This window comes from Rhizobium sp. 01L419 (genome assembly GCF_056400025.1).
The window spans coordinates 14,114-24,590 of sequence record NZ_JBFTSM010000009.1; the positions used below are offsets into that span (position 1 = coordinate 14,114).

At 60.1% G+C, this 10,477-nt stretch carries 12 protein-coding genes; 2 read left to right on the top strand and 10 right to left on the bottom strand.

All coding sequences use genetic code 11. The annotated features are described in order from the left end of the window. Positions 1–11: 11 nt before the first annotated feature. Genes AC1DUP_RS18375 through AC1DUP_RS18390 form a run of 4 tightly spaced genes read right to left on the bottom strand, consistent with a single transcriptional unit; the run spans position 12 to position 2,371 of the window. Positions 12–440 carry a DUF1178 family protein gene (locus tag AC1DUP_RS18375; RefSeq protein ID WP_113299049.1) on the bottom strand — a complete coding sequence of 143 codons (429 nt, stop codon included), beginning with the start codon at positions 438–440 and terminating at the stop codon, positions 12–14. Then, the gene (locus tag AC1DUP_RS18380) at positions 437–1,294 is read right to left on the bottom strand and encodes a carbon-nitrogen hydrolase family protein (protein ID WP_477833621.1); all 858 of its coding nucleotides are present in this window, start codon (positions 1,292–1,294) and stop codon (positions 437–439) included. Before AC1DUP_RS18380 ends, AC1DUP_RS18375 begins: the two co-directional genes overlap by 4 nt. 9 nt (positions 1,295–1,303) lie before the next feature. Beyond that, positions 1,304–1,561 (bottom strand): glutaredoxin 3, encoded by a 258-nt coding sequence (gene grxC, locus AC1DUP_RS18385; protein WP_113299051.1) that lies wholly within the window; start codon positions 1,559–1,561, stop codon positions 1,304–1,306. A 33-nt stretch (positions 1,562–1,594) separates the two neighbouring features. Next, entirely contained in the window at positions 1,595–2,371 is a 777-nt protein-coding gene (locus AC1DUP_RS18390) for a ComF family protein (RefSeq protein WP_477833623.1), read from the bottom strand. Between the two features lie 78 nt (positions 2,372–2,449). Here AC1DUP_RS18390 and AC1DUP_RS18395 point away from each other — a divergent pair, with 78 nt between their 5' ends. Continuing rightward, a complete protein-coding gene (locus AC1DUP_RS18395; RefSeq protein ID WP_477833625.1) occupies positions 2,450–3,334 on the top strand; it encodes a methyltransferase domain-containing protein in 885 nt (294 codons plus the stop codon). Between the two features lie 13 nt (positions 3,335–3,347). On the opposite strand, the gene AC1DUP_RS18400 is transcribed toward AC1DUP_RS18395, so the two are convergent. The 6 genes from AC1DUP_RS18400 to AC1DUP_RS18425 all read right to left on the bottom strand — a co-directional run bounded on the left by AC1DUP_RS18400 (position 3,348) and on the right by AC1DUP_RS18425 (position 7,483). Then, a complete protein-coding gene (locus AC1DUP_RS18400; protein WP_113299054.1) occupies positions 3,348–3,515 on the bottom strand; it encodes a Flp family type IVb pilin in 168 nt (55 codons plus the stop codon). A 69-nt stretch (positions 3,516–3,584) separates the two neighbouring features. Continuing rightward, positions 3,585–3,923, bottom strand: a complete 339-nt coding sequence (locus AC1DUP_RS18405) for a hypothetical protein (RefSeq protein ID WP_113312017.1) — start codon at positions 3,921–3,923, stop codon at positions 3,585–3,587. A gap of 126 nt (positions 3,924–4,049) precedes the next feature. Beyond that, positions 4,050–4,463, bottom strand: a complete 414-nt coding sequence (mutT, locus tag AC1DUP_RS18410) for an 8-oxo-dGTP diphosphatase MutT (protein WP_113299056.1) — start codon at positions 4,461–4,463, stop codon at positions 4,050–4,052. Next, on the bottom strand, positions 4,460–5,266 hold the full coding sequence (locus tag AC1DUP_RS18415) for a GNAT family N-acetyltransferase (RefSeq protein WP_113299057.1): 807 nt from the start codon (positions 5,264–5,266) through the stop codon (positions 4,460–4,462). Before AC1DUP_RS18415 ends, mutT begins: the two co-directional genes overlap by 4 nt. After that, positions 5,247–6,488 carry a bifunctional glutamate N-acetyltransferase/amino-acid acetyltransferase ArgJ gene (gene argJ / locus AC1DUP_RS18420; RefSeq protein ID WP_477833629.1) on the bottom strand — a complete coding sequence of 414 codons (1,242 nt, stop codon included), beginning with the start codon at positions 6,486–6,488 and terminating at the stop codon, positions 5,247–5,249. The genes AC1DUP_RS18415 and argJ overlap by 20 nt, the downstream gene beginning before the upstream one ends. Before the next feature lie 116 nt (positions 6,489–6,604). After that, on the bottom strand, positions 6,605–7,483 hold the full coding sequence (locus AC1DUP_RS18425) for a peptidylprolyl isomerase (RefSeq protein ID WP_113507597.1): 879 nt from the start codon (positions 7,481–7,483) through the stop codon (positions 6,605–6,607). 248 nt (positions 7,484–7,731) lie between these two features. Between AC1DUP_RS18425 and secA the strand changes: the two genes are divergently transcribed. Then, positions 7,732–10,449 (top strand): preprotein translocase subunit SecA, encoded by a 2,718-nt coding sequence (gene secA / locus AC1DUP_RS18430; protein WP_113507580.1) that lies wholly within the window; start codon positions 7,732–7,734, stop codon positions 10,447–10,449. The last annotated feature ends 28 nt before the right edge of the window (positions 10,450–10,477 follow it).

The following is a 10,477-nucleotide window of genomic DNA, read 5'->3' on the forward strand; positions in this document are numbered from 1 at the left end:
CAGGCTCCATATCAGTTCACGTCTTCGGGGAGGACCGGCAGAGCGGCGATTTCTATGCCCTCTTCCACCAGCGCCTGGGCTTCGTCGGGCGTCGCCTGGCCGATGATGCCGCGGGCATCCGCCTCACCGTAATGGATCTTGCGAGCTTCCTCCGGAAAGCGGGTTCCGACATCCTCGGATTTCGCCTTGATCTCTGCTACGGCTTCCTTGAGCTTCAGGAAGGCTTCGCGACGAGCTGCATCCATGGCAACCGTCTGCATCTCTTCCTTCTTGCGTGCGGTCGAAACGGATGGCGCCATCAGCGATTTGGAGATGGAAGCGGAATTGCACACAGGGCAAGTCAGAAGGCCATTTGCAACCTGCCGATCGAAATCGGCGCTTTCGGAAAACCAGCCTTCGAACTCGTGGGCATTTTCACAAATAAGGGAATAGCGGATCAAGCTGCTGTGCCTCCTGAAATTCCCCCCGCAATTCTCTCGATGGAAAATTCCCGGCCGTTCTTAAGGTTCGGAATCTTGTCATGCGCCACCTTTACGGCCGCCGGGTCGATCTCCGCGAGAATGACCGCCTCGCCAGACGGGCCGGCCGAAGCCAGCACCTTGCCCCAAGGATCGATGATCATCGAATGGCCGAATGTCTCGCGCCCATCCTCATGCAGGCCGGCTTGCGCGGCGGCGATGACGAAGACGCCATTCTCGATGGCGCGGGCTCGCAGCAGGATTTCCCAATGCGCGTCGCCGGTTTGCTTCGTGAAAGCGGCCGGAACAGTCATCACTTCGGCGCCGGCAACCGCCTGCGCACGGAAAAGCTGCGGGAAACGCACGTCGTAGCAAATGGTGAAACCCATCTCCGCGAAAGGCAGCGACAGCACACGCACCTCCGATCCCGGTCGATAGGCTGCGCTTTCGCGCCAGCTCTCGCCATTATCGAGATCGACGTCGAACATGTGGATCTTGTCGTAGCGGTTCAGGATATTGCCGTCAGGTCCGAAGAGAAACCCGCGATTGGCCATCTTGCCGTCATCGAGCGCAATAGCCGTCGAGCCGACATGCATGTAAAGGCCGAGCTCGGCGGCAAGCGTCGAACCGGTCTTGACGATGATGTCATTGCTCTCGTCGCGCAGCACTTCCTTTGCCGCCGCGCGGTTACGCTGCAGCATGCCGGTCATTTCGGGCGTCTGCACGTAAGTCGCGCCCTTTGCTGAGGCTTCCCGGACAAGGCGCTCCATCGAAGCGGCATTCCGCTCCGGATCGACACCGGAGCACATCTGGATGGCAGCGGCCGTGAAACTCATCGCTCTTCCTCAGGCTGCCAGCAGTGGATCGAGCTTGCCTGCCCGATCGAGCGCGTAAAGATCATCGCAACCGCCGACATGCGTGCTGCCGACGAAAATCTGCGGAAAGGTGCTGCGGCCGTTCGACTTGCCGAGCATTTCCTGGCGAAGTTCAGGCGAGAAGGTCGCGTCATGCTCGACATAGTCCACGCCCTTCTCTTCAAGCAGAGATTTGGCGCGTGTACAAAAGCCGCAGAACTGCCGTGTATAGATGGTAACGGGTACCATGAATGATCTCCAGACGGTGCTGTTTTCTTAACGTCATATAGTTTCCGCAAAGGCCCTTGCAAAGGTCAAAACCGTTATATCGGCAGCACCTGCCTTGCGCAGCGCGCGCGTTGCCGCAGCGACCGTCGCACCCGTCGTATAGACATCGTCAACGAGCACGATGCGCTTGCCGAAGACATCGTCTTCTTTATTGGCGGCGACGGCAAAAGCGCCACGGACATTTTCCTCTCGCGCCCGAACGCCGAGGCCGACCTGCTGGCTGGTGCGCTTCACGCGCAGAAGGGTTGCGGGCAGAAGGGGCTTTTCGGCAAGTCGCGCCAGATGCCGGGCAAGTTCCGCTGCCTGGTTGAACTTGCGTGAAACCATGCGGGCGCGATGAAGCGGTACTGGAATGATGGCGTCGCAGCGCTCGACCGTGCCGTCCGAGGCACGCAGCATCCAGCCGGCCATCATCGGCGCAAGATCGGTGCGATCCCGATATTTGAGACCATGCACGAGGGCGCGAATGGCATTGTCATGCGCGGCTGCCGAACGCACCCGGTCGAAGGGCGGCGGATTGGCGATCGCCTCGGCGCTCAGGATGCCGGTGCCGAGATCATGGGAAAAGGGAATGCCGAGCACCTCGCAATAAGGCCGCTCGATGAACCGGACGGCGGCCCAGCATTTCGGACAGAGCCCACGATGGCCACCCGTCGAAACGCCACAGGCAGCACAAGCCGGCGGATAGACAAGATCGGCAATCAGCGACAGCGGCCGCAGCAGCTGCGCCCACACGCGTCCCTTCTCTCTTTTCGTCTCGATCATCCCCATATGAGGCAGACTAGCGTGTCGCGAGCCAAAGGAAAATCGCCTTGCCGCCCGCCGGACAGGGGAATATGGACATCGCCCATGGATATCATCTTCGACAAGGCACAGATCGCCGCAAACCGCCGCCGCGCGCTCGCAAACCGTGATCCGAAGGCAGGCTTCCTGCTCGATATCGCCGCCGAGGAACTGGCAGAACGCCTGGCCGTCGTGGAGCGCACCTTCGAACACGCCGTGGAACTGCATGGCACCACGGGCGCAGCCGCCCGCGCGGCGATGGCCACCGGCAAGGTCGACAGCCTCACCCGCGTGGAAAGCGACATCGACTACGTCGCGCCGGGGGAATCATTTCTCGAAGCACCGCTCGAAGACGTGCCACTGGCGCCCCAATCGGCCAATCTGGTGATCGCGCCGCTCAACCTGCACCTGACCAACGACACACCCGGCGTCTTCATCCAGATCCGCCGCGCGTTGAAGCCAGACGGGCTTTTCCTGGCCGCCATTCCGGGCGCCGGTACGCTGCAGGAACTGCGCGAAGTGTTGCTTGCGACCGAAATTGAAATGACCGGCGGCGCAAGCCCGCGCGTCATCCCCTTCGCCGATGTACGCGATGTCGGTGGCCTGCTGCAGCGCGGAGGCTTTGCCCTGCCCGTCATCGACGCGGAGAATTATACGGTACGCTATGATTCAATTTTTCCGCTGATGCGCGACCTGAGAGCGATGGGCATGGCCAATCCGCTGGCAGCCCGCAGCCGCAAGCCGCTGACGCGCGCCTTCTTCCTCCGCGCCGCAGAAATCTATGCCGAGCGCTATTCGGACCCCGACGGCCGTATCCGCGCAACATTTTCGATAATCTACGTGTCGGGATGGGCACCGCATGAAAGCCAGCAGCAGCCGCTGAAGCCAGGAACGGCCAAGGCGCGGCTTGCTGACGCCCTGAAGGTGGAAGAGCAGAAGCTCAGACAGTGAGCTAACGGATAGTTCAGTTGATCGTCAGGTTATTCTCGACGGTGTTGAACACGCCACGCAGGCCATTGGTGAACACGCCCAGGCCTCCAATGAGGGCAGCCGCCATCAGCGCTGCGATCAGTCCATATTCGATCGCGGTCGCACCGCTTCTGTCCGCCAGAAATTTCTTCAGTAAATTCATCAACCCAACCCTTTTGAGCGCAAGACAGCAATGAAATTCACGGCCTCCGGCGACGGAAGCTTCATTTCCTCAGCAGCCGGCGCCGACGCCGTAGCCCTGGACGACACAGACAGAGCCAGGCGTATCCTGGAGCACGCTGCGACGGATCGTATAACGCTTGCCGTTTTCGGTCTTCGGGCCATTCTCGGTCTTCGGGATGGAGCCGGTGGTGATCGTGTCGAAATCCGCCGGTGCGCTGGCGAGCACGCTCTTCTTGGAGGAATCCGCCAGCATTGGTGTCAGGATGAGGGTCAGCGCCACTACGGCCGTGCCGAACAGAAGGGCGATATTGAGCGCCCCCGTCCTGCGCGAAGCAGACGAAGAAGCCCGTTCCTTCTCGCGAACAGCTTTCCAGAAATCGTCGTCCATGACGTCAAGCCCTTAAATACACGCACGCCAGTTGCTTGAGTGAGGCCGATCATTGCCAGAAGGTGCTAAATGATCGATTAATATCCACAGGTGAAATCGACGTTTCACACCAATAATCATTAAAGGCTAAAGTAAATCCTGCAGCACCGGGATGAGCGGCTCATCGGCCGGTGGCATCGGGTAATCGCGCAGCGCCTGCGGGCGCACCCATTTGATCGCCTGTCCCTCACGACCGTGTGGAATGCCTTCATAACGGCGGCAGACGTAAAGCGGCATCAGCAGATGGAATGTCTCATAGGTGTGGCTGGCAAAGGTCAGCGGCGCAAGGCACGGCACCTTGGTCGTAATGCCGAGTTCTTCGTTCAACTCGCGTACCAGCGTCTCCTCCGGTGTCTCACCAGGCTCGACCTTACCGCCGGGGAATTCCCATAGGCCGGCAAGCGACTTGCCTTCCGGCCGCTGTGCCAGAAGAATACGCCCATCGGTATCGATCAGCGCGCAAGCAGCGACGAGCAGCAGTTTCCTTCCGGCGTCGCTCATTCGCATCTCTCCTGCCAGTAGCAGTAGTGATAGGCATCGCGAAAACCGAGACGCTCATAAAGCGCAATCGCCGGCGCGTTGGAAAGCTTCACCTGCAGCCAGGCGGTGCGGGCGCTGCGCATCCGCGCCCAGCGCAAGGCCGAGGTCAGGATTTCGACGCCGAGACCCTTGCGGCGATGCCCATCGGCAACCGAAAGCGACATGATGCCGGCAAGGTCGTTGTCCTGTACGCAGAGGACAGTCGCCAGCGAGCCATGGGTGGCATCCTCGATCATGAAAAGGCCCGATGGTGGCTTGATCGCAGAAATGATCTCGGCAAGCGACGGCTTCAGCGACAGCGGCGCCTGGTCGACGACGAGATTGGCATCGACGAACCGACCGATGTCATGGGTCGGAAGATGATCAAGCGTATCGGGCAGATCGGCCTGCGAGAGATCGCAGACCATCACAGCCGTCTCATCGAAACGCTTCCATCCCTGTTCCCTAATCAGGTCGATCAGAACAGGCGAGGCAAGCGGCGTCTCGCGCACGATGGCAGGACGGCCATAGGCCTCGAACTTGCGGCTTGCCTTCTCCAGCCGGATCTCGACATCACGATGGTCGGAAGGATCGAGCGGCACGATGGAGTTCAGGCGGTTGGAGGGATGGCCCGCCGTCAGGCGGACCTGCCAGCTTCCGTCATATTGCACGGAAGCGGCCGGCCAGGCGCGAAAACCCACGGCTTCCAGCCGCCGGACCAGCGGCAGGTTCTGCTTCGGAAGGGATGCTTGCATCAACGAACGATCAGCTCCGGTAGTCGCCATTGATCGCAACATATTCCTTGGTGAGGTCGCAGGTCCAGACCGTAGCCTTGCCGGAGCCGAGGCCGATATCGACTTTGACAGGAATATCCTGCTTCTTCATCACGGCAGAGGCCGCATCCTCGGAATAGCTGGGGTCGCGCTCGCCGTTGACGGCGACGCGCACATCGCCGAACCAGATGGCGAGCCGGTCGCGGTCGGCCATTTCACCGGCCTTGCCGACGGCCATGACGATACGGCCCCAATTGGCATCCTCACCGGCAGCCGCAGTCTTGACCAGCGGCGAATTGGCAATGGAAAGGGCGATCGTCTTGGCAGCGGCATCGCTCTCCGCACCGGTCACGGTGATTTCGAGCATCTTGGTCGCGCCCTCACCGTCGCGGGCGACCTGAATCGCCAGATCCTTGAGGAGGTCGTTGAGGGCTGCGCGGAACGCGCCGAGCTGCGGATCGTCCGCGCTCGTGATGCTCGCCTGTCCGTCGGCTGCAGCTGCACCCGTCGCAAAGAGCATCAGCGTATCCGATGTCGAGGTATCGCTGTCGACGGTCATGGAGTTGAAGCTCGGCTCGACGCCGGCAGACAGCAGCGACTGCAAGGCGGAGGAAGCAATATTGGCATCCGTGACGACGAAGGAAAGCATGGTTGCCATGTCGGGCGCGATCATGCCGGCGCCCTTGGCGATGCCGTTGATCGTCACCTTGACTCCGCCGATCTCGGCAGTGCGGGTCGCAACCTTCGGATAGGTGTCGGTGGTCATGATGGCCTTGGCCGCCTCGAACCAGAAATCGCCTGTGGCATCGGCATGCATCTTGTCGAGTACACCGGAGAATTTGGTGGCGTCTAGCGGTTCGCCGATAACGCCGGTCGACGCGAGGAAGATTTCATTTTCACCGCAGCCGACGGCAGCAGCGGCAGACTTTGCAGTGAGTTCAGTCGCAGCGCGGCCCTTCAAGCCGGTGAAGGCATTGGCATTGCCGGAATTGACGACGACGGCGCGTGCCATGCCATGCGGCAGGTTGGTCCGGCAGAAATCGACCGGAGCGGAGGGGCATTTCGACTTGGTGAAGACGCCGGCAACGGCAGCCGGAGCGTCGAACACCATCATCAGCACGTCCGTCCGGTTCTTGTACTTGATGCCTGCGGAAGCTGTTGCCATGCGTACGCCGCGTAGCGGGGGCAGCGAAGCGAAGGATTTCGGGGCAAGCGGAGAAACGGTAGCGGACATGGGATGCGACCTGCCAATGAGCATTTCCAGGCGAAGTGGAAGCCGGTTCACCGTCCGGAAATGCGACAACAATCAATGATAGTGAAGGGCCCGGAAGAACCGGGCCCAAATGCTGATTACTGCTGCGGCGCCGGTGCCGGCGCGGCACCCGGCTCAGGCTGCTTGTTCGCGTCTTCGTAACCCTTGCGGAGCGCTTCGTCCGTGATTTCGACCTTCGCCGAAGCCTTCGCCTGGTTCAGGAGAGCAAGATACTTGTCGCGCATGACGAGCTGACGAACCTGGTCCTGTACCTGTTCGAATGCCGGCGGCGGAGCGTCGCGCTTATCCTCGACCTTGATGACGTGATAGCCGAAGTCGGTCTTCACAGGGGTCTTGGAATAGGTGCCCTTGTCGAGTGCGAAGGCTGCATCCTCGAATTCCTTGACCATGCGGCCGCGGCTGAAATAGCCGAGGTCGCCGCCATCATCCTTGTTCGGATCGGTGGACTTTTCCTTGGCGAGCTCGGCAAAATCCTTGCCCGCGTCGAGCTGCTTGATCACGTCCTTGGCCTCGTCCTCGGTCTTGACGAGGATGTGGCGGGCATGAACCTCTTCCTGCTTCGGCAGGCCGGCAACTTCCTTGTCATAGCGTGCCTTCACGTCGGCATCAGTCACGGTGTCGACGACATGCTTCTTGAAGTAGGCATTGTGAAGTTCGCGGTCCGTCAGGTACTGCATGCGCTTCTTGAAGTCATCCGTCTGGTCGAGCTTCTCGGCGGTGGCATCGGCAGCGAGCAGCTTTACGTCGATCGCGGCGGAGAGCGCTGCGACCTTCTTCTGGTCGTCAGGAAGCTGCGCGAGCTGCGGGTCGAGATTGGCTACTGCCAGATCGAGTTCCGACTGGTGGATCTCAAGATTGCCGACCTTGGCGACGACGGCGTCATCGGCATAGGCCGGAGCCTGGAAGGCGACGAAGGCCGTAAACGCCAGCGCAGCAAGTTTGTTGGTGCTCAACATCAAATAACCCTTCACAATTATACCCGCCGGCTTCAGCTTGTGTGAATCCAGCCCGAAAACAGCCTTCAACACCGGAATGTGGCCTTTCTATATCAGCCAAATCCGTTGACATCATTTGCCCCCCCTCTTATCTGTCACGCAACCTCGCGTCCAGAACAGTTTCCGGGCGTTTTCAAGCGCGCGCCTGTTTTTCGGCTGGGCCGCGAATAAGAAACGTCGGGGAAGAATATTCAGAAAGGGCCAGTCATATGGTCAGCTTTGGCGGTATTGCCCGCAAGTTATTTGGCTCAGCCAACGACCGCCGCGTGCGGTCATTCCAGCCGAACGTCGCCGCAATCAACTCTATCGAAGAGAAGACCAAGGCGCTGACGGACGAGCAGCTTACCGCAAAGACGGTGGAGTTCCGTGCTCTTCTGGCGGAAGGCAAAACGCTGGACGATATCCTCATCCCGGCCTTCGCGGTCGTTCGGGAGGCCTCTCGCCGCGTCCTCGGCATGCGACCTTTTGACGTACAGCTTGTTGGCGGCATGATTCTGCATTCCAACGCCATCGCCGAAATGAAAACCGGTGAAGGCAAGACGCTGGTCGCCACCCTGCCGGTCTATCTGAACGCGCTTGCTGGCAAGGGCGTTCATGTCGTCACCGTCAACGACTACCTTGCACAGCGTGACGCGGCGACCATGGGCCGCCTCTACAGCTTCCTCGGCCTGACCACCGGCGTCATCGTCCACGGCCTTTCCGACGACGAACGCCGCGACGCCTATGCGTGTGACATCACTTACGCGACCAACAACGAACTCGGCTTCGATTATCTGCGCGATAACATGAAGTACGAGACGAACCAGATGGTCCAGCGCGGCCACAACTTTGCGATCGTCGACGAAGTGGACTCGATCCTCGTCGACGAAGCCCGCACGCCACTCATCATCTCCGGCCCGCTCGACGACCGCTCCGACCTTTACAACACCATCGATACCTACATTCCGCTGCTGACGCCTGATGATTACGAGATCGACGAAAAGCAGCGTTCGGCAAATTTCTCCGAAGTCGGCACTGAGAAGCTGGAAAACCTGCTGAAGCAGGCTGGCCTCCTGAAGGGCGCCTCGCTCTACGACATCGAAAACGTTGCGATCGTCCACCACATCAACAATGCGCTGAAGGCCCACAAGCTTTTCCAGCGCGACAAGGACTATATCGTCCGCAACGACGAGATCGTCATCATCGATGAATTCACCGGCCGCATGATGCCGGGCCGCCGTTACTCGGAAGGCCAGCATCAGGCGCTGGAAGCCAAGGAAAAGGTACAGATCCAGCCGGAAAACCAGACTCTGGCCTCGATCACGTTCCAGAACTACTTCCGCATGTACAACAAGCTTGCAGGCATGACCGGTACAGCTCAGACGGAAGCGGAAGAATTCGGCAACATCTACAATCTCGACGTTCTCGAGGTGCCGACTAACCTGCCGATCATGCGTATCGATGAAGACGACGAGGTCTACCGGACCGTCGAGGAGAAGTACAAGGCGATCATCACCGAGATCCTTGACGCTCACAAGCGCGGCCAGCCGGTACTCGTCGGCACCACCTCGATCGAGAAGTCGGAATCTCTGGCCGAGCTTATGCGCAAGCAGGGCTTCTCGAAATTCCAGGTTCTCAATGCCCGTTACCACGAGCAGGAAGCCTATATCGTCTCTCAAGCCGGTGTTCCGGGTGCAGTGACGATCGCTACCAACATGGCCGGTCGCGGTACCGACATCCAGCTCGGCGGCAACCTCGACATGCGCATCGAGCATGAGCTTGCCGAAATCGAGCCGGGTCCAGAGTATGACGCGAAAGTCGCGGCAATTCGCGAAGAAATCAAAACCCTCAAGGAACAGGCGCTTGCCGCCGGCGGACTTTACGTCATCGCCACCGAGCGCCATGAAAGCCGCCGCATCGATAACCAGCTGCGCGGCCGTTCCGGCCGTCAGGGCGACCCCGGCCGTTCCAAGTTCTACCTGTCGCTTCAGGACGACCTGATGCGCATCTTCGGCTCCGACCGCATGGACAGCATGTTGCAGAAGCTGGGCCTCAAGGATGGCGAGGCAATCGTCCATCCCTGGATCAACAAGGCCTTGGAGCGCGCGCAGAAGAAGGTTGAAGCCCGCAACTTCGACATCCGCAAGAACCTTCTGAAGTACGACGACGTTCTGAACGACCAGCGCAAGGTCATCTTCGAGCAGCGCGTCGAGATGATGGAAGCGCCGAACATTTCCGAGACCGTATCGGACATGCGTCGCGAAGCCGTCGACGATCTCGTTACGACCCATATTCCCGAACGGGCCTATGCCGAACAGTGGGATGCCGCCGGCCTGAAGACACAGGTCGCCAACATCCTCAACCTCGATCTGCCGATCGAGGACTGGGTGAAGGAAGAAGGCATTGGCGAGGACGATATCCGCGAGCGCCTGATGGAAGCCACCAACGCCGCCTTCAATGACAAGGTGGAGCGTTTCGGCCCTGATATCATGCACTATGTCGAGCGCCAGATCGTCATGCAGACGCTCGACCATCTGTGGCGTGAGCACATCGTCAACCTCGACCACCTGCGCTCCGTCATCGGTTTCCGCGGCTATGCCCAGCGCGATCCGCTGCAGGAATACAAGTCGGAAGCCTTCGAACTCTTCCAGGCGCTGCTCAACAATCTGCGCCAGGCCGTCACCGCACAGCTGATGCGTGTCGAGCTGGTGCAGCAGGCTCCGCCGCAGCCGGAACCGCCGATCATGCAGGCGCATCACCTCGATCCTACGACCGGCGAGGATGAATTTACGAACACGACCTATCAGGCGCTTGAGATCACCGTCCCGCCGGAAAACCGCAACCCCGACGATCCCGCAACCTGGGGCAAGGTCGGCCGTAACGAGGCCTGCCCCTGTGGCTCGGGCAAGAAATACAAGCACTGCCACGGTGCTTTCGAACAGGTCTGAGAATGGCGCCTCCGGGCGCCATTTTCTT

What these genes read in the sequence shown, in the direction of transcription:
- AC1DUP_RS18380 (WP_477833621.1), bottom strand. Translation starts at nt 1,294, where the DNA reads ATGAGTTTCACGGCCGCTGCCATCCAGATGTGCTCCGGTGTCGATCCG.
- grxC (WP_113299051.1), bottom strand. Translation starts at nt 1,561, where the DNA reads ATGGTACCCGTTACCATCTATACACGGCAGTTCTGCGGCTTTTGTACA.
- AC1DUP_RS18390 (WP_477833623.1), bottom strand. Translation starts at nt 2,371, where the DNA reads ATGGGGATGATCGAGACGAAAAGAGAGAAGGGACGCGTGTGGGCGCAG.
- AC1DUP_RS18395 (WP_477833625.1), top strand. Translation starts at nt 2,450, where the DNA reads ATGGATATCATCTTCGACAAGGCACAGATCGCCGCAAACCGCCGCCGC.
- AC1DUP_RS18400 (WP_113299054.1), bottom strand. Translation starts at nt 3,515, where the DNA reads ATGAATTTACTGAAGAAATTTCTGGCGGACAGAAGCGGTGCGACCGCG.
- AC1DUP_RS18405 (WP_113312017.1), bottom strand. Translation starts at nt 3,923, where the DNA reads ATGGACGACGATTTCTGGAAAGCTGTTCGCGAGAAGGAACGGGCTTCT.
- mutT (WP_113299056.1), bottom strand. Translation starts at nt 4,463, where the DNA reads ATGAGCGACGCCGGAAGGAAACTGCTGCTCGTCGCTGCTTGCGCGCTG.
- AC1DUP_RS18415 (WP_113299057.1), bottom strand. Translation starts at nt 5,266, where the DNA reads ATGGCGACTACCGGAGCTGATCGTTCGTTGATGCAAGCATCCCTTCCG.
- argJ (WP_477833629.1), bottom strand. Translation starts at nt 6,488, where the DNA reads ATGTCCGCTACCGTTTCTCCGCTTGCCCCGAAATCCTTCGCTTCGCTG.
- AC1DUP_RS18425 (WP_113507597.1), bottom strand. Translation starts at nt 7,483, where the DNA reads ATGTTGAGCACCAACAAACTTGCTGCGCTGGCGTTTACGGCCTTCGTC.
- secA (WP_113507580.1), top strand. Translation starts at nt 7,732, where the DNA reads ATGGTCAGCTTTGGCGGTATTGCCCGCAAGTTATTTGGCTCAGCCAAC.